At 72.0% G+C, this 22,056-nt stretch carries 18 protein-coding genes; 9 read left to right on the top strand and 9 right to left on the bottom strand.

Going from position 1 to position 22,056, the window contains the following annotated elements:
* Nucleotides 1-22 precede the first annotated feature (22 nt).
* The gene (locus LO762_RS12710; RefSeq protein WP_230614815.1) at nucleotides 23-481 is read right to left on the bottom strand and encodes a helix-turn-helix domain-containing protein; all 459 of its coding nucleotides are present in this window, start codon (nucleotides 479-481) and stop codon (nucleotides 23-25) included.
* A 134-nt stretch (nucleotides 482-615) separates the two neighbouring features.
* Here LO762_RS12710 and LO762_RS12705 point away from each other — a divergent pair, with 134 nt between their 5' ends.
* Together LO762_RS12705 and LO762_RS12700 are read left to right on the top strand one after the other, a co-directional pair.
* Nucleotides 616-1,539, top strand: a complete 924-nt coding sequence (locus LO762_RS12705; RefSeq protein ID WP_230614814.1) for an endonuclease/exonuclease/phosphatase family protein — start codon at nucleotides 616-618, stop codon at nucleotides 1,537-1,539.
* 68 nt (nucleotides 1,540-1,607) lie between these two features.
* The gene (locus LO762_RS12700; protein WP_230614813.1) at nucleotides 1,608-2,627 is read left to right on the top strand and encodes a Gfo/Idh/MocA family oxidoreductase; all 1,020 of its coding nucleotides are present in this window, start codon (nucleotides 1,608-1,610) and stop codon (nucleotides 2,625-2,627) included.
* Between the two features lie 54 nt (nucleotides 2,628-2,681).
* Here LO762_RS12700 and LO762_RS12695 read toward each other — a convergent pair whose 3' ends face one another.
* Together LO762_RS12695 and LO762_RS12690 are read right to left on the bottom strand one after the other, a co-directional pair.
* Nucleotides 2,682-2,867 (bottom strand): hypothetical protein, encoded by a 186-nt coding sequence (locus LO762_RS12695; RefSeq protein ID WP_230614812.1) that lies wholly within the window; start codon nucleotides 2,865-2,867, stop codon nucleotides 2,682-2,684.
* Entirely contained in the window at nucleotides 2,864-4,618 is a 1,755-nt protein-coding gene (locus LO762_RS12690; protein ID WP_230614811.1) for a hypothetical protein, read from the bottom strand. Before LO762_RS12690 ends, LO762_RS12695 begins: the two co-directional genes overlap by 4 nt.
* A gap of 173 nt (nucleotides 4,619-4,791) precedes the next feature.
* Here LO762_RS12690 and LO762_RS12685 point away from each other — a divergent pair, with 173 nt between their 5' ends.
* A complete protein-coding gene (locus LO762_RS12685) occupies nucleotides 4,792-5,433 on the top strand; it encodes an HAD family phosphatase (RefSeq protein ID WP_230614810.1) in 642 nt (213 codons plus the stop codon).
* Between the two features lie 10 nt (nucleotides 5,434-5,443).
* On the opposite strand, the gene LO762_RS12680 is transcribed toward LO762_RS12685, so the two are convergent.
* Both LO762_RS12680 and LO762_RS12675 read right to left on the bottom strand, forming a co-directional pair.
* Complete coding sequence (locus tag LO762_RS12680) at nucleotides 5,444-6,637, bottom strand: multidrug effflux MFS transporter (RefSeq protein WP_230614809.1); 1,194 nt, start codon at nucleotides 6,635-6,637, stop codon at nucleotides 5,444-5,446.
* Between the two features lie 109 nt (nucleotides 6,638-6,746).
* Entirely contained in the window at nucleotides 6,747-7,517 is a 771-nt protein-coding gene (locus tag LO762_RS12675) for a tyrosine-protein phosphatase (RefSeq protein WP_230614808.1), read from the bottom strand.
* 100 nt (nucleotides 7,518-7,617) lie between these two features.
* Between LO762_RS12675 and LO762_RS12670 the strand changes: the two genes are divergently transcribed.
* A complete protein-coding gene (locus tag LO762_RS12670) occupies nucleotides 7,618-8,853 on the top strand; it encodes an isochorismate synthase MenF (RefSeq protein ID WP_230614807.1) in 1,236 nt (411 codons plus the stop codon).
* Nucleotides 8,854-8,859: 6 nt separating this feature from the next.
* Here the strand turns inward: LO762_RS12670 and LO762_RS12665 are convergent, their stop codons facing one another.
* The 4 genes from LO762_RS12665 to LO762_RS12650 are packed head-to-tail and all read right to left on the bottom strand — an operon-like array spanning nucleotide 8,860 to nucleotide 12,062.
* Nucleotides 8,860-9,531: a TetR/AcrR family transcriptional regulator gene (locus tag LO762_RS12665; RefSeq protein ID WP_230614806.1), complete on the bottom strand. Its 672-nt coding sequence runs from the start codon at nucleotides 9,529-9,531 to the stop codon at nucleotides 8,860-8,862.
* Between the two features lie 14 nt (nucleotides 9,532-9,545).
* On the bottom strand, nucleotides 9,546-10,634 hold the full coding sequence (locus LO762_RS12660) for a PDR/VanB family oxidoreductase (RefSeq protein WP_230614805.1): 1,089 nt from the start codon (nucleotides 10,632-10,634) through the stop codon (nucleotides 9,546-9,548).
* Complete coding sequence (locus LO762_RS12655; protein ID WP_230614804.1) at nucleotides 10,631-11,521, bottom strand: metal-dependent hydrolase; 891 nt, start codon at nucleotides 11,519-11,521, stop codon at nucleotides 10,631-10,633. Before LO762_RS12655 ends, LO762_RS12660 begins: the two co-directional genes overlap by 4 nt.
* Nucleotides 11,522-11,567: 46 nt before the next feature.
* Nucleotides 11,568-12,062 (bottom strand): pyridoxamine 5'-phosphate oxidase family protein, encoded by a 495-nt coding sequence (locus LO762_RS12650; RefSeq protein ID WP_230614803.1) that lies wholly within the window; start codon nucleotides 12,060-12,062, stop codon nucleotides 11,568-11,570.
* Nucleotides 12,063-12,143: 81 nt separating this feature from the next.
* On the opposite strand from LO762_RS12650, the gene LO762_RS12645 reads away from it, so the two are divergent.
* The 5 genes from LO762_RS12645 (at nucleotide 12,144) to LO762_RS12625 (ending at nucleotide 22,010) form a co-directional block, all read left to right on the top strand.
* Complete coding sequence (locus LO762_RS12645) at nucleotides 12,144-13,739, top strand: glycoside hydrolase family 10 protein (RefSeq protein ID WP_230614802.1); 1,596 nt, start codon at nucleotides 12,144-12,146, stop codon at nucleotides 13,737-13,739.
* Nucleotides 13,740-13,814: 75 nt separating this feature from the next.
* Nucleotides 13,815-14,018 (top strand): DUF3040 domain-containing protein, encoded by a 204-nt coding sequence (locus tag LO762_RS12640; protein ID WP_230614801.1) that lies wholly within the window; start codon nucleotides 13,815-13,817, stop codon nucleotides 14,016-14,018.
* A gap of 510 nt (nucleotides 14,019-14,528) precedes the next feature.
* On the top strand, nucleotides 14,529-14,963 hold the full coding sequence (locus tag LO762_RS12635) for an ATP-binding protein (RefSeq protein ID WP_230614800.1): 435 nt from the start codon (nucleotides 14,529-14,531) through the stop codon (nucleotides 14,961-14,963).
* 112 nt (nucleotides 14,964-15,075) lie between these two features.
* Nucleotides 15,076-18,411 carry a hypothetical protein gene (locus tag LO762_RS12630; RefSeq protein WP_230614992.1) on the top strand — a complete coding sequence of 1,112 codons (3,336 nt, stop codon included), beginning with the start codon at nucleotides 15,076-15,078 and terminating at the stop codon, nucleotides 18,409-18,411.
* Nucleotides 18,412-18,437: 26 nt separating this feature from the next.
* A complete protein-coding gene (locus tag LO762_RS12625; RefSeq protein WP_230614799.1) occupies nucleotides 18,438-22,010 on the top strand; it encodes an RHS repeat-associated core domain-containing protein in 3,573 nt (1,190 codons plus the stop codon).
* The last annotated feature ends 46 nt before the right edge of the window (nucleotides 22,011-22,056 follow it).

Below are 22,056 nucleotides of genomic sequence, written 5' to 3'. Positions count from 1 at the left end.
CGCCAGGGCGCAGGGGACGGGGTCAGGGGGTGGGGCCCTTGAGGGTCCAGTCGGGGGTGTTGACGGTGAGGTGGGTGGTTTCGGGGGTGGTGGGGGTGTGGCAGTGGGGGCAGAGGGTGACGGAGGTGAGGGGGTGGCCGCACGGGGTGTGGGTGGCGGTCACGGGCGGGGTGTCGGAGACCCAGGTGTCGCCCCAGGTGCGCAGCGCGGTGAGGACGGGCGCGAGGTCGCGGCCCGCCTCGGTCAGGTGGTACTCGTAGCGCGCGGGACGGTCCTGGTAGGGCCGCCGGGTGAGCACGCCCGCCGTCTCCAGGGAGCGCAGCCGGGCGGTGAGGATGTCGCGGGAGGCGCCCGTGTTGCGGGCGATCTCGTCGAACCTGCGGTTGCCGAGGAAGATCTCGCGGATCGCGAGCAGCGCCCAGCGTTCGCCGACGATCTGGAGGGCGGCGGCGATCGAGCAGGGACGCGCCGAGGTGCTCATCCCTCCAGGTTGCCATATCCAACCGACTGATCGCCCGCACCGGGGGTGATCCCCCCGCTGTTAGGCTCAGGGAGGGTACGCCACGCCCGTGCGGCCCGCTGGTGAGGCGTTTCCTGCCATGGGGGGCCGGGGGAATGGGGCGCTGGAAGACCGTCGTCGCGTGGGCGCTCGTCACGCCCTTCGCCACGTGGACGCTGGTACGCGTGTCGGGCTGGGACGCCGCCTTCCGCTGGGTCCAGCTCGTCTCGTTCACCCCCTATGTCGCCGCCGCGTCGGCGGTCGCGCCGCTCGGCGCGCTGCTGCTGCGCCGCTGCTCGGCCGCCGCCGCGGGCCTCGCCGTCGTCACCGCCTTCGGCATGCTGCTCGCCCCCCGCGCCATCCCCGACGGCGAGCCCGCCGCGCGGGGCCCCGAGCTGCGCGTCCTCGCCGCGAACCTCCTGTTCGGCCGCACCCCTCCCGCCGACGTCCTGCGCCTCGTCCAGACGCTCCACGTGGACGTCCTCGCCCTGTCGGAGCTGCCACGGCACGCCAAGGAGGGCCTGGACGCCGCGGGCCTGCGCGAGCACCTCCCGTACGCCGAGGACGGCACCAACGACACCACCCTGTACTCGCGGTACCCCTTCACCGTCCCCGGGCCCGCCCCGGCGGGCGCCGTCAGGGCCGAGGTGCGGGTGCCGGGCGCGGGCGGCCCGGTGGAGGTCGTCGCCGTGCACACGTGCGCTCCGCTCTACCCCGGCCTTGACGCGTGCTGGCGCGACAGCCAGGCCGCGATCCCCGCAGCCACCCCGGACGGCACCGTCAGGATCCTCGCGGGCGACTTCAACGCCACCCTCGACCACACGACGATCCGCCGCGTCCTGGCCACCGGCTACCGCAGCGCCGCCGAAGCGCGCGGCGCCGCGCTCAAGGCGACATGGCCCGCTGACGGCCGCAGGCTCCCCGGCATCGCCATCGACCACGTCTTCGCCGACCGGCGCGTCGCCGTCCTCGACTTCGCCGTCCACCCGCTGCCCGAGAGCGACCACCGCGCGGTGTTCGCCCGGCTGCGCCTGCCCTGAGGCACTCGTGCAGGTCAGAGGGGACCCCTCCCTCTTGCGACGTGCTGGTGGTTTGTCATGATCGGTACATGACGTTGCGTGTGGTGCTCATCGGATACGGGCTGGGCGGTGCGGCCTTCCACGCCCCGCTCATCACCTCCGTGCCCGGGATGGTGCTGGTGGCCGTCGTGACGGGCAACCCCGAGCGGCAGGAGGAGGTGCGGCGGCGCTATCCCGGGGTGGCGGTGCTGCCCGAGCCCGGCATGGTGTTCGCCGAGCCGGGCCACTGCGACCTCGTCGTCGTCTCCACCCCGAACCGCACCCATGTGCCGCTGGCGGCGGACGCGCTCAAGGTGGGGCTGCCCGTCGTCGTCGACAAGCCGATCGCGGTGACGTCCGCGCAGGCGAGGGAGCTGGAGTCCTACGGGCCGCCCGTGTTCCCGTACCACAATCGTCGTTGGGACGGTGACTTCAGGACGGTCCGGAGGCTCATCGGCGAGGGCGCGCTCGGCAAGGTGCAGCGGTTCGAGTCGCGGTTCGAGCGGTGGAGGCCGGAGGTCAAGGAGTCGTGGAAGGAGTCGCGCGACCCCGCCGACGCCGGAAGCATCCTGTACGACCTGGGCGCCCACCTGATCGACCAGTCGATCTGCCTGTTCGGCCCGCCCACCCACGTCTACGCCGAGATGGACACACGACGGCCCGGCGCGCACGTGGCCGACGACGTGTTCCTCGGCCTCACCCATCCGGGCGGCGTCCGCTCGCACCTGTGGATGAGCGCGACCGCCGCCGACCTGGGGCCGCGCTTCCGGGTGCTGGGCGAGCAGGCGTCCTACGTCATCCACGGCATGGACGGCCAGGAGGACGCGCTGCGCGCCGGACGGACCCCGCGCGAGCCCGGCTGGGGCCAGATGCCGCCGGAGACGTACGGGCTGCTCGGCGTGCCCGGCAGGGCCCGTCCCGTCCGCACTGATCTCGGCGCCTACCAGGACTTCTACAAGGGCGTCGTCGCGACGCTGGAGAACGGCGCCCCTCCGCCCGTCCCGATGGCCGACGCGATCGCGGGCCTGGAGGTCATCGAGGCGGCCGTCCGCTCCGCCGTAGGCCGCTGACCCGAACGACGAAGCCCGGAGAGGGAAGTATCTCTCCGGGCTTCGTCGTGTTTGTTAGGACGTCGGCTCGCCTGCGGCGGGCGCGGTGTCGGCGGGGGCGGGGGAGTCAGGGTTCTCGGCGTCCTCCTGCGCGGCCCGGCGGCGGTCGATGACGACGGCGCCCGCGATCACCGTGACGATGGCCACGGCCGGGACGAACAGGGCGATGGCCTCGGTTACGGAGTGGTCGGCGAGAATCATGACCGCGAACTTACCTCGGGACGCCCGGCCGTCGCACGGGCGATCCGGCGGGTGCCCCACCCGAGGGAGACGACGAGTACCAGCGAGCACACCAGTACCACGAGGGAGGCGGCGCCCCAGACCCATCCAGGCACGTCCGTCTTGAGCTCGCGCTGCAGGATGAGCTTCTCCGACTGGGCGGGGCGGGTCGCGTCGGGCACGGCGGCCAGTTCGGGCGCGCCGATCGCCGGGTCCTCCGGCAGGAAGATCGGCACCGCCGACAGGTCGCGCCCGTCGTGGAGCCGCACGAGGGTCTTCCAGGTGCCGTCCAGGGGCAGCGGCGACGTCGTCCGGTAGGTTTCGGGACCGGTCCGCTCCAGCAGGTCCACGTGCAGGTCGCCGCCCTGCCAGCCGGTCACCTGGACCCACGCGGGGTCGTCGAGGGGCCGGTTCAGGGTGATGGTCGCGTTGCCGTCCTGCGCGATCTGGACGCGCGCCGTGACGTCCTGCGGCACCGTGGCGATGAGCCCGTTGGCGACGCATCCGGCTATCACCACGAGGGCCCCGGCGAACAGGGTGTTCGTGACGGCGGGCTGGGGCAGCCGTCCCGCGAGCCCCTCCGCCAGCAGCACACCGAGTACAGCGCCCGCGAGGCCGCCCGCGGTGGCCATGACGACGCCTTCGGGCACGAGGTCGGTCGTCCAGGGCAGCCGGTAGGCGAAGCCCGTCCAGACGTACTGGGCGGCGAACCCGGCGGTCCCGATGGCGAGTCCGGAGACGGCGGCGAACAGGTAGGGCCGCCGGATCAGCGCCAGCGCGACGAGTTCGACGAGCAGCGCCTCGGCCAGGTACATCGGGACGGCCGGGGTCAGCTCGCCGATGACCGGCCCGACCAGCAGCGACACCCCGCCCCGGACCACGAGGTAGAACGCGGCGGCCATGAGCGCGCCGCCCCGGCCGACCCACAGCCGGGCGACGACGAGCGCGCAGCCCGCCGCGAGCGCGATGAGGAACGGCTGGTTCACCAGGCGGAACTGGGGGACGCCGAAGTCGAACTCGGCCTGGAACACCGACAGGCCGACGAGCAGGCCGCCCGCCATGCTGCCGCGCCGCAGCCAGGACAGGAACGCGGGCCCGGGCTCGCCGGCCACGCGGCCCTCCCGCTCCAGCACCATCATGCCGACGAGGGAAAGGCCCGCGCCGCCGATGAGCATCAGGTGGGTGGGGCCCCACAGGGTGACGTCCTGGCCGAAGATGCGGTGCCACACGTCGTCCAGCGGGAAGCCGAGCAGCGCGTAGAACCCGGCGCCCGCGACGAGCGCGCCGCCGACCGGGACGTACCAGTTCCGGGTGATGCGCACCGGGTCGGGCCCCGGCTTCTCCCGCAGCGGCAGGACGAGCGCGATGACGCCCGCCGCGAAGATGCCGAACAGCCCGATGAGGATGGGGTAGTGCGCGATGTTGGCCAGCGGCCCCTCGTCGCGGCCTCGGGTGATGTGCAGGGAGATGTCCCAGTACATGCCCAGCAGTGCGGTGAGCAGTGAGGCCAGGGACACCAGTGACGGCAGCGCCGCCCATCCCGGCAGTCCTTGCGACGCCCCCCGCGTGACGTAAGCGGCGATCCTCGACAGCGCGTCGAGCCTTCCGCTGCGGTGCCCCCAGCCCAGCACCAGCAGCACGGCGGCGAGCACCACCCCCGCGCCGCTGGCGATGAACACCTGGTCCAGCGCTGCCCCTCCGGCCGGCTTCAGTTCCTCGGCGAACACGCCCACGTGAACTCTCCTCGTCGATCCGTGATGCTCGGCACGGTAACGCATCACCGGCCTATGTGTCATTATCCGATGTCTCGTTCGCTGGGAAAACAGGGTGCGATGGAGAACACATCGCGGCGGGCGCGGCGAAAAACCCGGTGCGCCGCCCGGCCCGCGCGTGCTGGGATGGCAGGATGGCTGAACTGCACCTTTTCGACATGGACGGCACCCTGCTGCGCGGCACCAACGCGGCGCTGGAGGTCGCCGCGGTACTCGGCGGCACCGCCGAACTCGCGGCACTGGAACAGGAGTTCGCCGCGGGCGAGATCGACACCCGCGCCTTCGCCGCCCGCCTGCACCTCCTGTGGCACGCGCTCACGCCCGACCACGTCGCCAGCGCCTTCGCCGCCGCGCCCTGGATCGACGGGATAGCCGAGGTGTGCGCCGACATCAAGGCGCGCGGCGGGCACACCGCCGTCATCACCCTGTCGCCCGACTTCTTCGCCGACCGGCTGCGCGCCGTCGGCGTCGACGAGGTGGTCGCGTCCCGCTTCCCCGCGCCGCCCTTCCGGGCGCCGCTCGACCCGGCGGGCATCCTCAGCCCCGCCGCCAAGGTGACCGCCGCCGAGCGGCTGCGCGCCCGGCACGGCCTGCCGCTCACCCGGGTCGTCGCCTACGGCGACTCGATGTCGGACGCGCCGCTGTTCGCGCACCTCACCCACACCGTCGCCGTCAACGCCGACCACCACCTGACCGGCCTGGCCGCCCGCACCTACCAGGGCGCCTCGCTGTCGGACGCCTACGCGCTGGCCCGAGCCCTGCTGGACGGGGCGTAAGCGGGCACGCTCAGACGGAAGCCACAGGCTGCTTGTCGGAGGCGCCGCGGGTGAACAGGAACGCGGTGACGCACGCCGCGACCCCGAGCACCGCGATGATGAGCGCGAGGGGCAGCGCGGTGCCGGTGCCGAACGCGCCCGACAGCGGCCCGGTGAGGCCGCCCGCGACCCACTGCACCAGCCCGAACAGCGCCGACGCGCTGCCCGCCCGGTGCGGCGGCTGGCTGCTCATCGCCAGGGTGAGCGCCATCGGGTAGATCATCCCCTGGCCCGCCACCACGGCGAACAGGGCGGGCATGATGACCGGCAGCCCCGCCCCGGTGACGACGCCGACGAGCACGGTCAGCCCCGCCGTCGCCGACACGCCGAGGCCGATGCCGAGCAGCACTTTCATCCTGACCCGTCCGGCGAGCCGCCCCGCGGTCTGCCCGCCGAGGATCATGCCGAGCGAGTTCAGCCCGAACATCACGCTGTACCCCTGCGGGCTGAGCCCGTAGACCTCCTGGAGCACGAACGACGAGCCCGCCATGTAGCCGAACATCGCGCCGCTCGCGCAGCCCGCCGTCAGCGTGAACGACAGGAAGCCCCGGTGCCGCGCGACGGTGCCCATCGCGCGCACCACCGACCGTATGGTCGACGCCTGGCGCGCGTCCTTCGGATGGGTCTCCGGCAGCGCGACCAGCGCGGTGAGCCACAGCAGCGCGCCGAGCGCCGCCATCGTGGCGAACAGCCCCGGCCAGGTGGTGACCAGCAGCAACTGGGCCCCGGCGACGGGCGCGATGAGGGGGACGAACCCGGTCACCAGCATCAGCATGGTGAAGAACCGGGCGGCTTCCACCCCGCTGTACAGGTCGCGCACGACGGCCTTGGTGAGCGCGACGCCGGTAGCCGCGGTGAGGCCCTGCAGGAGGCGGAGCGCGATGAGGACCTCGATGTCCCGGGCCACCGTCAGCGCCACCGAGACGACGGCGAACGCGGCGAGCCCGATGAGCAGGGGTCGCCGCCGTCCGAACGCGTCGCTGAGCGGGCCGACGATGATCTGGCCGGTGCCGAGGCCGACCATGAACGCGGTGAGGGACAGCTGCGCGGCTGACGCGCTGACGCCCAGGTCGGCGGCGAGGTTCGGCAGGGCCGGCAGATACAGGTCGATCGCCAGCGGACCCGCCGAGGTCAGCGCCCCCAACAGGACGAACATCTTGCGCATGCACCCTCCACTTCTAGGTAATTCATACCGGAAAAGTGGAAAATGTTCCATGTGGCGAAGATCCCGTGGACTCGGGCACATCTCGGCCGCCGTGTCCGGCGCGTCCGGTTCAGGCGAGCAGGCGTACCCGCAGCGCCTCGGTGTCGGAACCCGTCCAGCCGCGCGCCGTCAGCCAGGGCAGCGCGCCGCCGTGCGCGGCGTCCAGCTCGTCGAGGAAGCGCTCCATCAGGAACGGGTGCGGCCGGTGGCTGTCGGGGGTGCGGTCCTCAAGGCTGTGCCGGTAGGTCTCCGACGCCCGCAGCCGCGCCAGGATCGCGTCGATCCGCTCGCCGGTGAGCGCGTAGTCCGCGACGATCGCCGCCCGGGTGACGCCCACCGCCGCGAGGGCGAGCGCGGCGATGATGCCCGTGCGGTCCTTGCCCGCCGCGCAGTGCACGATCGCGCCGTCCTCCTCGTGCGCCATCACCCGCAGCGCCGCCAGCACCGAGTCCGACCTGTCGCGCAGGTAGCCGTGGTAGATGCCCAGCGCGCGGTCGAGCTGCCCCCGCTGCGCGTCGCGCTTCTGCCAGGGCAGCAGCGCGTCCGAGGAGATCGCGGGGCCGTCGAACTCGTCGGTGAACAGCGACAGGTGGTGGTGCTTCACCTGGGTGCGCGTAAGCGGCCCCGGACCCTCCCGCCGCAACTCGATGTCCGTGCGCAGGTCCAGCACGTGGCCGACGCCCAGGCCCGCGAGCACGGTGACGTCGGCCTCGGTGAGGCCCTGGAGGTTGTCCGCGCGCAGCACCCTGCCGAAACGGGTGACGCCGCCGTCGTGGGTGGGGAGGCCGCCGAGGTCACGCACGTTGGCCGCGCCTTCGAGGGGTATCCAGCGGTTCTGCATGATCGCGAGCTTACCCGCCGTCGTTGACGTCCTCCGGGCCGCTGTGTGAACAGTGACACCTCTGGTTTGAACGGGTTCAACTCTTCTGTACTGTGGGGCCGTGAGCGTTGCTTTGGGAACCTCCGAGCGGCTTACGGTGCGGACCCTACCCGCCCCCGGCCGTCTCGACCTCATCGGACGGCTGCCGAATCCGGCGGCCCTCGCCTGGATCAGGCGTGACAGCGGCCTCGTCGGCTGGGGTGAGGCCGCCCGGGTGCCGATCCCCGGCGGTGACGGCAGGTTCGCCCGCGCCCGCGCCGCCCTCGCCTCCCTCTTCGAGTCCGCCGACGTCGACGACCCCGTCGGCGTGCCCGGCTCCGGGCCGGTCGCCTTCGGCACCTTCGGGTTCGACCCCAAGAGCGACGACTCCGTTCTCATCGTCCCCCGGTACGTCCTGGGCTGGCGCGACGGGCACGCCTGGAGCACCGTCATCGGCGACACCGCCGACCCGCTGACCCTCCTGCGCCCGCAGGCCGAGCCGTCGCGGGTGTCCTGGCGCGGCGGCGCCCTGGACGACGAGGGCTGGGCCGGGGCCGTCAGCGCCGCCGTCGAACGGATCCGCGAAGGGCGGCTCGGCAAGGTCGTCCTCGCCCGCGACCTGTGGGCCGAGGCCGCCGAACCCATCGACTCCCGCGTCCTGCTGCGCAGGCTCGCCGCCCGCTACCCCGACTGCTACACCTTCGCCGTCGACGGGCTCGTCGGCGCCACCCCCGAACTGCTCGTCCGGCGGATCGGCGGCGTCGTGGAGTCCCTGGTGCTCGCCGGGACGACCCCGCGCGACCCCGACCCGGAGGTCGACGCCGCGCGCGGCACCGCCCTCATGGCCTCGGTCAAGGACCGCCGCGAGCACGCCTACGCCGCCGACATGGTCCGCGAGGCGCTCGGGCCGCTGTGCGCCGAACTGTCCGTGCCCGACCGGCCCGAGCTGCTGCGCCTGGCCAACGTCCAGCACCTCGCGACGCCCGTGCGCGGCACCCTCGCCGCCGAACGGTCCGTCCTGGACGTCCTGGAGGCGCTGCACCCCACCCCCGCCGTCTGCGGCACCCCCACGGACGCCGCCATGGACCTCATCCGTGAGCTGGAGGCCATGGATCGTGCCAGGTACGCGGGGCCCGTCGGCTGGGTGGACGCGCGCGGCGACGGCGAGTGGGGCATCGCGCTGCGCTGCGCCCAGCTCGACGGCAGCCGCGCCCGGCTGTTCGCGGGCTGCGGCATCGTCGGCGACTCCGACCCGGCCGCCGAGCTCGCCGAGGCCCGCGCCAAGTTCTCCGTCATGCGGACCGCCCTGGAGCCCTGAGCGGGCTCAGGACGGCGCGTCGCCGAGCTCCTCCAGCTTGGCGATGAAGTCGGCGATCGACGGGTCGTGCCCGGCCGTCGCCGCGATCATCGCGACGAGCTGGCCGGACAGCCACGGCACCAGCTCCTCCCGGCCCAGGGTGCGCTCCTGGAGCCAGGTGAGGAGAGCGCCCTCACAGGCCGCCACCCAGCAGCGCAGCGTCAGCAGCAGGAACGGCGACGGGTCGGGGATCTCCAGCCGCGCCAGCACCTGGTGCACGGCGGCGTGCCGCGCCTCGTCCACCATCGCCGCCGTCTCGGAGGTCGCGATCACCGAGCCGCCGCGCAGCAGCGCGATGTACCCGGCGGCCCGTTCCTCCGCGTAGGCGACGAACTCCCCGATGGTGTCCTGCAGCTGCGTCAGCAGGTCGCCCTCGCGCTCGCGGCAGATCCGGCCGACGAGGTCGTCGACGGCGGTCCGCAGCGCCGCCACGTGGATCTCCTCGATGTTCGAGAAGTACCGGTAGACGAGCGCGCGGGACACCTGGGCGTGCGCCGCCACGTCCTCCATCGAGACGCGGTCGGGCCCGGCGCTGCCGAACAGTTCCAGCGCCGAGTCGATGAGCGCCTGTTTGCGGTGCTCGGGCGACATCCGGCGGGGGCGGGGCGGCGGTGGGGCGGTTCTGTCGGTAGCGGGCATGAACCCTTTCCCGGTCACAGGTCGATGATCAGGTGGTCGCCCTCGGCTCGGGAGACGCACGGCATCATCTCATCGTCCCGGCGCAGCCGCTCCGGAAACCGGTCACGGTGTTCGATTCCGCCCGCGAGGACGGTCACCCGGCACGTCCCGCAGAACCCCTGGCGGCACGAGTACGCCACCGACGGCACCGCGTCGGACAGCGCGTCCAGCATCGTCTTGTCCGCCGCTACCTCGACCGTCCTGCCGGTTCCGGCGAGCTTCACCGTGAACGGGCGGCCGTCCACCACCGGCGCGGGCGCGAACCGTTCGGCGTGGAACGCCCGCGCGTCCCGCGCCGCCTCCCGCACCAGCGCCAGCAGCGGCGCGGGCCCGCAGCAGTACACCGCGGCGGCCGCCAGCCCCCCGGCGAACCCCGGCTGCGGACCGTTCCCGTCGCCGTCGTAGGCGGCCAGCAGGTCCGGGCCGGGGAGGCCGTGCTCGTCGTCGGTGCGGACGGTGACGCGGTCGCCGTGGCGGGCCAGCTCGTCGAGGAAGGGCAGGGAGTCGCGGGAGCGGCCCAGGTAGAGCAGCCGCCACTCCTCCCCGCGCCGGGCCGCCTCCGCGACCATCGGCAGGATCGGCGTGATGCCGATGCCCCCGGCGACGAACAGGTGCGGCCCGCCGCCGGTGAAGTGGAACGCGGTGCGCGGACCCGAGACCGTCACGACCGAGCCCGGCACGAGCGCGTGCACCTCCGCCGAGCCGCCCCTGCCGTCGCGGACGAGGCGGACGGCGATCCGGTAGGCCGACCGGTCGGCGGGGTCACCGCACAGCGAGTACTGGCGCAGGCCGCCCGACGGCAGCCGCACGTCCACGTGGCAGCCGGGCGTCCACGGCGGCAGCGGCGCCGACGCCGGATCGGCCAGCCGCAGCACCGCGACGTCGCCCGCCGCCGCGGCCACCTCGGTGACGACCAGCGGGAGGCCCCGCTCCACCGGGCGCGGCTCACGCCGCCCGACCCCGCTCAGCGCCGCCACCGTGGGCATCGTCTCGCCCAACAGGCCGAGCAGCCCGAACAGCGTGTCCGCGCCGCCCCTGCGGCGCAGTTCCGCCGGAAGCCTCACGCGGCACGCTCCGCTGCCGCCCGCGCGGAGGGGGAGGAGGCCAGGTAGGCGACCGCCTGGTCGGTGTCGCCCTCCTGCGACGGGTGATAGCCGCGCGCGAAGTACTTCAGCACCTTGCGCGTCAGGTGCGGCAGGCTCGGCGTGACGCCGCGCGCGGCGGTGCCCCGCACGTCGCGGACGCGCGGCGGGCGGTGCCCGGCCAGCTCGGTGTCGACCGCGTACATGAAGCGCACGCCGCGCCGCCACAGCACGAACATCATCGGCGCGACCATCGCCATCGCCTGGATCCGCCGGAGGTAGCGCCCGTCCACGTGCTGGTACAGGTTGAACGCCACGGACCGGTGCTCGACCTCCTCGGCACCGTGCCAGCGCAGCAGGTCCAGCATGGTCGGATCGGTGCGGGCGGCGTCGAGGCCGTCGGCGTTGAGGATCCAGTCGCCCATGAAGGCGGTGACGTGTTCGATCGCCGCGATGACGGCGAGGCGGGACACCAGCCACTCCGTCTGCCGCCGCCCCTCCAGGTGGGGGCGGTCGCCCATGACGCGGCTGAAGAGCCAGTCGACCTGGTCGACGAAGGGCCCGCAGTCCATGCCGTGCGCGGCGAAGTGGTCGAGCACGCCCTGGTGGGCCCCGGCGTGCATGGCCTCCTGGCCGATGAAGCCGAGCACGTCGCGGCGCAGGTCGTCGTCGTGGATCAGGGGGAGCGCCTGCTTGAACACCTCGACGAACCAGCGTTCGCCCGCGGGCAGCAGCAGGTGCAGGACGTTCATCAGATGGGTGGCCAGCGGCTCGTCCGGGACCCAGTGGCGGGGCAGCTCCGACCAGTCGAAGCGCACGTCGCGGGCGCCGAGGACGAGGTTGTCCGGGGGCGGTGTCTCCTTCAGCACACCGCCATACTAGATAACTTGTCAATAGTGCTGGAAGGGCCCCCCTTCAAACGGCCTTCAGGGTACGCAGCCCACCGTCCTTCCAGAACAGCACGTCAAGGCTGTCGGCCGAGGCCGCGACCTTGGTGAGCACCACCTCCGCGATGTCGACCACAAAAACCGGGGTGTCCGGACCGGCCGCCTCGCCCTGGCCCATCGCCTCCAGCAGGGCGCCCGCCTCCTCGGTACCGGTGATCTCCACGGCGCGGCCCGAGATCTTGGCGTCGCCCGGCCAGGCCGCCGGATTCGCGTCGTCCGGATCCTCCGAGCCCGAGTGGATCGCGACCCGTGGATCGCGCCGCACGTCCCGCGCCTTCAGCGAGGCGGGCATCATGCCGAACACCGCCTGCCCGCCGACCAGCGCCAGCTCGATCCCGCTGATCCGGGGCGAGCCGTCCCTGCGGAGCGTCGCCATGGTCTTGTGCCGGTGCGCGTCGAACAGGGCACGGACCCGCTCGGCGAACTCCGGCGCCGTCTCCCGCACGTCGTTCCAGGTAGCCATGAGGACATCGAAGCACCAGGGTCCGACAGAATCGCCGACGTTCCCCCGTGTCGGCCGCCGCGACCGGGTAGCCTCGCGCAGATGGGAGGAGCGCGCACAGCCGTCGCCGCTGCCGGGCTTGCCCTGGCCGCCGGATGCTCGGCGGGGACGACGGGCGGGACACCGGAGCGGGCACCGGTGCCGACGGTCGACGCGGACACCGGGAAGCCGACGGCCAAGACCGCGCGGGCCACCCCCGACTGCCCCGCTCTCGAACCGACCGGCGACGACCCGGCCAAGCAGCTCCGGGGCATGTGGATCGCCACCGTCTACGCGGGCGACTGGCCCGGCGACCCGAAACTCCCCGTGGAACGCAAGAAGGCTGCCTTCCGCAAGCTGCTCGACCGGGCCAAGGCCGCCCGGCTCAACGCCGTCTTCGTGCAGATCAGGCCCGCCGGCGACGCGTTCTACCCGTCGCCGATCGAACCCTGGTCGGTCTGGCTCACCGGCAAGGCGGGCAAGGACCCCGGCTGGGACCCCCTCAAGTTCATGATCGAGGAGTCGCACGCCAGGAACCTCGAGTTCCACGCCTGGTTCAACCCCTACCGGGTCGGCGAGGACAACGACAGGGCCAAGCTCGCCCCCACCAGCCCCGCCCGCGAGCACCCCGAATGGGTCCACAAGTACGGCAAGTACCTCTGGTACGACCCGGGCCTGCCCGAGGTCAGGGATCTCGCCGCGTCCGCGATCATGGACGTCGTCAAGAAGTACGACGTCGACGGCATCCACATGGACGACTACTTCTACCCCTACCCGTCACACGGCGACTTCCCCGACGACAGGACCTACCGCCTGTTCGGCGCGGACTACCCGACCAAGGCCGCCTGGCGCCGCGACAACGTGAACAAACTCGTCAAACGGCTCTACACCGAGGTGACGGAAGCCAAGCCGTGGGTACGGTTCGGCATCAGCCCGTTCGGCATCTGGCGCAACCGGACCAACGACCCCGCCGGATCCGACACCAACGGCCTCGACGCCTACGCCTCGATCTACGGCGACGCCCGCAAGTGGGTGCGCCAGGGCTGGCTCGACTACGTGCTCCCGCAGCTCTACTGGCCGATCGGCGACCCGCGCGCCGACTACCGCGTCCTCGTCCCCTGGTGGTCCAACCTCGTGCGCGGCACCGACGTAAGACTGTTCATCGGCCAGGGCGCCTACCGGATCGGCGCGGACTCCGTCTGGAAGAAGCCCGACGAGATAAGCCGCCACCTCACCCTGAACCGCAAGTACCCCGAGGTGCGCGGGGACGTCTACTTCAGCTCCGCCGACGTCGCCCGCAACAAGGGCGGGTTCCTCACCGTCCTGCTGCGCGAGCACTACCAGCGGCCCGCCCTCATCCCGCCATGGAAGACCGGGCAGGCTCCGGCCGCCCCCACCGACGTCAAGGTCACCGGCACATCCGGCGACATCAAGGTCACCTGGAAGGGCGACGGTACGTCCTACGCCGTCTACCGCAGCGCCGGCAAGGGCGCGAAGTGCGGGCCCGTCAAGCCCGCCGACCTCATCGGGACGCTCAGGGGCACCGCCTACAACGACACCACCGCCGCAACCGGCCAGACCTACACCTACCGGGTGACGGCCCTGGACAGGAACCAGCACGAGAGCGCGCCCGGCGCGGGGGTCGTCCACACGCCGTGATCCGCGTCACGTCCGGCGAGTAGAACGGCGCGCGGCGGGGGAGGAAGACCGCAATGTGACCCCCGGAGGTGCGCCATGGCTCTCTCAATGGACGAGGAGCGGATCCTGACCGAGATCGCCTCGCGGCTGAGCCGCGACGACCCCGCGCTCGCGGCCAGGCTGGAGCGGTTCGGCCGGGCGCGCAGGAGCCGGGCGCAGCGGATCGTCACCGCCGTGGTGATCGGGCTGCTGGGCCTGGTGTCCGCGGTCGGCACGGCGATAGCGGTGTTCTTCTCCTGAAGGAGTGCGAGGGCCCCGGCGCGCTGTGCGCCGGGGCCCTCGTCATGCCTAAGGCCGGTGTGGTGGTCGCCTCTCGGCGGATGGCACAACACGGCTCCAGCCGAACGGTATTCCGTGAAGGCGTTAGATGCGGCCCGGGGACACTGGCCACACCGGCACAGCCAGCTTAACCGCTCCGCGCCGATGCCCCACGCATCCCGCCCGTCCCGCCGTGCCTGCGCGCCGCCTCACCGGGGCCGTCCGGGCGGCTGTGATACCCGTCACGTACTCCGAAGGGCGAGGCCAGGCGTCCCACTTGTGACGAAAGACCGGAACGCCAGGGAGGAGGGGCTCTTGGCGGAATCGCAGCCCCCGTCCGGATCGGCACGCCACCCGACACGAAAGACTGCCGTTTCGGCCATACCGGCCCCCGACGGCAATTTTCCTCCGCCGGACGGGGAACATCCGAAGATGAGGGCCGGGGGGCCTCGGCCGCCATCGCAACGCACGTCGCACGGGAGGAGACGGGCAGTGGACGCACCGCGCCTCGGACTGGTCGGCCGGTCCGGCGCCCGCGCCGCGGCATGGGAGCTGTCACCGGACCTACGCGCCCCGGGCAGGGCGCGCGAACTCACCAGGGGGGAACTGGCGGCCTGGCACCTCGCCGACCCCGCCGACATCGACGAGATCGTCCTCATGGTCGACGAGCTCGTCGCCAACGCCGTCGTGCACGGCAAGGGACCGATCCACCTGAGCCTGCTGCTGGAGGGTCTGCTCCTGCGCGGCGAGATCACCGACGAGTCCTTCATCCGCCCACCGGAACCGCGCACCGAACGCGAGACAGACGCCGAGGACGGCCGCGGCCTCCTCCTCGTCGCCGCGCTCTCCGCCGACACCGGCTGCCGCACCGACCCGCACGGCAAGACCGTCTGGTTCACCCGCGTCGTCAGCGGTCTGGCCTCCTGACGCCCGTCGCGCCACGGCCCCGGAGGCCGTGCGCACCGGGCGTCACCGGAGTTATCCACAGCTCGGGGCAGGCCCGGCCAAGCGCGCGCGAACCCGACTAGGATCCGAAAGTGTGAACTGGCAGACCTCCGGCGGCGCCCCCGCAGATGACCCCTTCGCCACGGCAGAGGCCGACGTCCGCGCGATGACCTCCTCGGCGTGGTGGCAGACCGCCGCGCTGCGGCAGCGCGCCGAACAGGTGGTCTCCCGGTTGCTGGCAGGGCCCGGCGAGTGGTGGCTGTTCGGGGCGTGGGGCCGGTGGTACCGCTGCGGCCTCGACGGGCACTGGCACCCGTCGCCGCCGCCCGCCGACCCCGCCGCGCGCCGGGTGCTCGCGCCCGCCCCGCCCGGAGTGGGCAACCCGCCGGTTCCGCCCCAGCTCATCCCGACAGGTCCGGACATCGCCGCCGGGCTCATGGCGAACGCCGGGCTGCTCGGCGAGGGGCCGTCCGCCGAACTCGTCGCGCGCGTCCAGCAGACCCTCGTCACCGCCATCGCGGTCGACCCCCACCAGTTCGCCATGCAGGACCCCGCGTTCCAGCCCGGCACCCCCACCACCGTCGCCGCGCTGTGGGGCGCCGTCCTGTTCAGCGCGGGCACCCCCGTCGTGCTCGCCGACCACCCGCTCGTCGCCATGTTCGCGCCCTACCTGACGGTGCCCGCCGAACACCTGCGCTGGATGATCGCGCCTGACATCACGCGTCTCGCGGTCTACTACACCGATCGGCTCGGCGCCGGCGACCCTGTGGGCGCTGCCTTCGTCGTGCGGATGATGGGGGAGCTGGCGGGGGCGCTGGCCGCCGACCGCGCGTTCCAGCCCGGCGCGTCCGCGCTCGCCTCGATCTGCGCGACGACGCTCCAGTACGTCCAGGCCGACCAGCAGGCGATGGCCTACGGGCCGCAGACCGTCGCGAAAGAGTGGCTGCGCAGGTGCCCCGCCGAATACGCGGCGCCCATCATGCGCGAGGCGTCTCCCGGCGAGTTCCTGCGGCTCGCCCTGTACGACCTCGCTCTCGTGTACGGGGACATCAGCGAGGGGCCCGCGCGGCCGCCCGCCGAGCTGCGCCGCTCGGCCGCCGCCGTCTTCGCCGCCGACCTCCAGACCATCCCGCAGGCGGTGCCCGCGGTGCTGCCGTGGCTCGACCCCGAGTCGGCCCGCACCGTCCAGGAGGTGCTCGGCCAGGCCGGGCACCCGCTGCGCGAACTGTTCCCGCAGGGCGTGCGGCTCCCGCCGAGCCTCAGCAGCACCGACCCCGGCAAGGTCCGCGCGCTGCTCGCCCTCACCCACACCCTCGCGATGACGGCGTGCCGCCTCTCCCAGACCGTCCCGCAGCACATGGAGTTCGTCGTCCCGGCCGCGTGCGCCGCCGAACTCGGCACCCCCGCCCTCAGCCGCCCCCGCGCCACCAGCGCCACCGCCTGGGAGATCATCAACAACGCCCGCCGCCACCTCGCCGACGAACGAGGCTCCACCGCCACCAACACCCCCGCCCCCCAGGCCGACTCACCCCAGCCTGCCCCCGGTTCCTGGGGCTCCCACAGCCCCGCCGACGCCGCACAACCAGGCGGCGCGCCGGGTGACGCCCAGCCAGGTGCCGACGCGGCCCAGCCGGGCGCCGGTCCCTGGGGCGCGGCCCAGCCCGACGCGGCCGGTGCCGCATGGGGCGGAGCCCAGCCGGGTGCCGACGCGGCGCAGCCCGGTGCCGGTGGGTGGGGCTCCCGCCCGTCCGGCGGTCCCGACGCGACTCCGGGTGCCGACGTGGCACAGCCGGGTGGCGCGTGGGGCGGCGCCCAGCCGGGCGTTGACGTGGCGCAGCCGGGCGCGGGCGGCTGGGGCGGCCAGCCGGGGGATGCCGGGCAGGGTGCTGACGCGGCCCAGCCTGGCGGGCCTTGGGGTGGTGCTCAGCCCGCGTCGGGCGACGCGGGCTGGGGTGCGGCGCAGCCCGGGATCCCGGCGGACGCGGGCGCGCCGGGCGGGTGGGGCGCCGGGCAGGCCGGTGCGGGGCAGCCGTACGGCGCGCCGCCGCCGTCGCCCGCGCCGGGCTTCGAGGACGACCCGTTCAGCACCCGTCCAGGCACGTCGTCCGGCGAGGTGCGTCCTGACCCGTTCGGCCGCGACGTGCCCGAGGCGGGCCCGTCCACGCCGCCGCCCTACGACCCGTCGGCACGTCCCGTCTCCTACGGCGGCCCCGGCGCACCCGCGCCCACCGCCTATGACCCGTCCGCCCCCTACGGCAGTCCGCAACCTGGCGCCTACGACGCGTACGGCCAGCCCCAGCCCCCGCCCTTCGACGCCTACGCCCAGCCCCTCCCATCGGGCCCCGCCGCCCAACACGGCATCCCCCCCGCCGGTCCCTCCGGCCAGACCTACACCCCGGACGCCCCACGCCCTCCGGCCGACGCCACCGCCCCCTACCTCCCGACCTTCGCCACTCACCTCCCGCCCGCCGACTCCTTCAGCCCCGCCCCGAGCACCCCGCCAGCGGGCGCGGCTCCGGGCGTCCAGGGCGAGCCCTTCGGCTCCGCGCCGGGCGGCCCGTCAGCGGGCGCTCAGGGGGAGTCGTTCGGGTCCGGGTCTTCGGCTTCCGGTGGCTCGGGTGGGGCGCCGGGGGGCGGGACTGTGGTCGAGGCGTACGGGATCAAGTTCCTCTCCGGGGTCGACGACATCGACCGGATGCTCACCGAGGTGCGGCGGCGCGGCAAGTGGGCGCAGCAGTTGCGCGGCCAGGAGGTGTCGAGCGCGTCCGCGCCGGCGGTGCTGCTCGTCGGCGCCCCCTCGACGGGCCAGCGCCGCCTCGCCCGGATGATCGCCCGTGCCCTCGCCGAGGTCGGGTTCAGCGGCGAGCGCGTCCGCACCGTCCACGTCGAGCAGGTCCGCGAGGCGGGCCCCGACGGCCTGGACGCCCTCCTCGCCGCGCACAGCGGCGAGACCGTCCTCATCGAGGGCCTGGACGAACTCGTCCTCGACGACGGCCAGGGCGCCTCCTACGCCCGAGCCCTCTACCGGGTCCGGGCCGAAGGCGTCACCACAACGACGATCGTCGCCTCCGTCCACCCCGACCGTTTTGAGGAGTTCGCCGCCGCGCACCCGGAACTCGTCACCGACTTCCGCACCGTCCGCCTCCCGGACCTCGAAGACGGCGAAGCCCGCCTCAACCTCCTGGCCCTCCTGGCCGCCGAACGCTTCGTCACCGTCGCCGACGAGTCCTGGCCCATCATCCGCCAGGAACTGGCCCCCCTGAAGGGCCGAGGCCGCCTTGTCAACGCCCGCCTCGTCGAGACCTACCTGGACCGCTCCTGCACCCGCCACCTGGGCACCGCCGACGACACCCTCGCCGTCCTCAACAACAACGGCTTCACCCTCACCCCCACCGACGTCCAAGGCATAGCCACCGAAATCCCCACCTAGTCGTCACGTCCTTCACCTACGACGCGATGGGCCGCAAGACCAGCGAGTCGCTCGCGGGGGACGAGCCGGGGCACCCCGTCGGCTGGTGGAAGCTCGACCAGACGTCGGGCCGCCAGGTCACCGACTCCTCCGGGACCGGCGCGACGGCCACCGCTAGCGACAATGTCACCTGGGCCGACTCCGCCGCCTCGATGACCGGCGCGGCGGGCACCCAGATCGCCACCAACGGCCCGGTCGTCGACACGACACAGAGCTTCACCGTGTCGGCCTGGATCAAGCCGACGACGCTCGGTGGGAACACTCAGACCCTCGTCAGCCAGGACGGTGTCCAGCAGAGCGGCTTCTACCTGCAGTACGGCGGCTGGAACGGCAAATGGACCTTCCAGCGGATGAGCGGCGACGTCGTCAATCCACAGGGCGTCGTCGCCACCGGCACCACCACCCCCGCCGCCGGAACGTGGACACACCTCGTCGGCGTCTACAACGCCGGCAACGGCCAGATGACGCAACGTCGTCACGACCGCGTACGACGCCGCAGGGCGCAGGACCAGCGTCACCAGACCGAACTACACGCCGCCCGGAGGCTCCTCGCCGATCGAGGCCGAACACACGTGGGAGTACAACGACGTCGGCCAGGTCGTCGAGGACCGACCCGCTCGGCGGCATCCGACCCTGCGGGTGTCGTTACCGAGACGGCCTACGACCAGCTTGGCCGGGTCTACCGGGTCTACCGGGTCTACCGGGTCGAGCGGGCCGACGGCACCGTCACCCGGTTCGGCTACAACCTGCTCGACCAGGCCGTCCGCGTCGTCGAGACGGACACCGACGGAAGCACCGTCCTCAGAACCGCGACGGCCACCTACGACGGCACCGGGACAAAGCTGTCGGAGACCGACGCCAAGGGACACACGACCACCTTCACCAACGACGCCCTCGGCCGGGTGACGAGCCAGACCGAACCCGTGGACGCGTCCAACGGCATCGTCGTCTCCTTCGGCTACGACGCCAACGGCCGCGAGATCACCCGTACGTCACCCGGCGGAGTGGTCGCCACCACCCAGTACGACGCGCTCGGGGCCGTCACCGGGCAGACCGGCACGGGCGCCGAGGCCGCGACCGCTAACCGGAGCTTCACCTACGACGCGGACGGGCGCGTGCTCACCGTGAACACCTCGTCCATCGGCATGTCCGTCCCCGCCACGAACACGACGTTCACCTACGACGACCGGGGCAACCTCCTCACTACGGCGGGCTCCGCCGGATCGAGCTCCTTCGCCTACAACGCCGACGGCCTCCTGACGTCCCGCACCGACGCGGCCGGCACCACGACCTACGGCTACGACACCGGGCAGCGCCTCACGACCCTCCAGGACCCGGCGTCCGGAAGCACCCTCACCTACAACTACGACACCGTCTCGCGGCTCCAGACGATCTCCTACGGGACGGGCGCGAACACCCGCACCTTCGACTACGACCCGCTGCAACGCCTCACCGGCGACACGCTGAAGAACAACGGAGGCACCACCCTGGCCTCCGTCAGCTACGGCTACGACCTGAACGACAACGTCACCTCCAAGACCACCACCGGCGTCTCCGGGGCGTCCGCCAACACCTACACCTACGATTTCGCCGACCGGCTGACCAACTGGACGACCGGAAGCACCACGACCGTCTACGAGTACGACGACTCAGGCAACCGGGTACGGCTCGGCGCGGACGTCTTCACCTACGACGCGCGCAACCAACTGACGTCCGACGGTGAAGCCACCTACACGTACTCCGCGCGCGGCACCCTCCTGACGTCCACGAAGGCCGGAAACACCGTCAATTACACGAGCGACGCCTACGGCCAGCAGATCACGGAGGCCACCCTCACCGGCGGCACCCAGACCTACGTGAACGACGCCCTGGGCCGTAACGTCTCCGCCTCCGGCCCCGCCGGGAACATCACCTTCGCCTACTCCGGCAAGGGCAACAACGCCGCGTCCGACGGCTCCCACACCTACACGCGGGACCCTGGCGACGGCCTGATCGGTATCGGCCCGGCGACGCCCACCGGGAACGGCGTCCTCGCTCTCACCGACCTGCATGACGATGTCGTCGCGAACTTCAAACCGACAACGGGCCTGACGGGCTCCCGCACCTACGACCCCCTGGGCAAGGTCACCTCCACCGCCGGAATGGAAGGCAACCTCGGCTACCAGTCCGACTGGACCGACGCCGCCACCGGCAAGGTCAACATGGGCGCCCGCTGGTACACCCCGTCCCTGGGCCTCTTCCAGAACAAGGACACCGTCGCCCTAAGCCCCATCCCCAATTCCATCTCCGCCAACGCCTTCGCCTACGCCGACGCCAACCCCCTCACCATGCTCGACCCCGACGGCCACGCCGCCATCCCCACCGCCAACACCGGCGGCCGAGGCGCCCTCACCACCACCACCCCCGTCAACACGAAGAAGTCCCAGGCCGCCGCCAAAAAGGCCGCCGAAGAAGCCAAGACACTCCAAAAGCTCAAGGCCGCCGAAAACAAGCTCAAGCAGACACGCGCCAAGAAAACCAACTCAAAGAAGATCGTCGACGCCAAGAAGCCAGCAAAGAAGGTTGCGGTCAAGAAGGCCAAACAGCAGCCGGTCGGCCGCGGTCCCGTCAAGACGGCAAAATCCAACAAAGATCCTGTCGGCGTCAATATCAATCCGGCAAGTTTCGGCATCGGCGATGCGTTGAAAATTCTGGCAGAACTGGCCTGGGAGCTGACGTTCGCAGATTTCTATCACTGTCTGAAGTCTCCGACGCTGGGCACCTGCGCGATGGCGGGCCTGAGTCTCATCCCTGCGGGCAAGCTCGTCAAACTGCTTTCATTCCTCGGTCCTAAAGCAGCTGCACTAGCGAAGATCATCGCTGGTTCCGGTGGAAAGAAGGACGATGCGAAGGTCACCCAGGAAGCCCGCGACCTCCTCAACGGAGGAAACAAGCCCAAAAAGCCAACCGTCTGCCCACGAAAGAACAGTTTTATCGGTTCCACCTTGGTGCTGATGGCTGACGGCTCCACCAAACCCATCAGCGAGATCAAGGTGGGCGACAAGGTCCAAAGCTCCGTCCCGGGCGACGACGAACCCGAGATCCACACCGTCGAAGCCGTCATCGTCACCAAGGCCGACCGAGACTACGTAGACCTCAAGATCACCACCCCCGAACAGGGCCGAGCCCCTCCCTCCGTAGGCAAGCTCACCACCACCGCCCACCACAAGTTCTACAACATCACCCAGTCCTCCTTCGTAGACGCCGAAGCCATCACCCCCGGCGACCAGCTCCAACAACCCAACGGCACCCCCGCCACCGTCCTCTCCACCCACCACTACAAGTCCACCCAAACCACCTACGACCTAACCATCCCCACCCTCCACACCTACTATGTACTCGCAGGGTCCGCGCCCGTTCTCGTGCATAACGCGAGTTGCGAGAATATGACCCACATGGACAAGATGCGTGCGGCGGGAGGTTTGGATTCTCTTAGCTCAGGTCAGCTTGCCAGTCTCAAGAAGTTCATGCAAAAAAAGTCCAGCCGGTGCCGAAATTCCAGTGATTACACGGCTTGCTGATGGAGCGGTTGACTTTAGCTATAAAGTTCCCGGGCGAGTGCCGGGT

The sequence above is a fragment of the Actinocorallia sp. API 0066 genome, assembly GCF_020991275.1.
GTDB lineage: Bacteria > Actinomycetota > Actinomycetes > Streptosporangiales > Streptosporangiaceae > Actinocorallia.
The sequence above is the reverse complement of the archived record's forward strand: the minus strand, read 5'-3'. Positions and strand labels throughout refer to the sequence as shown.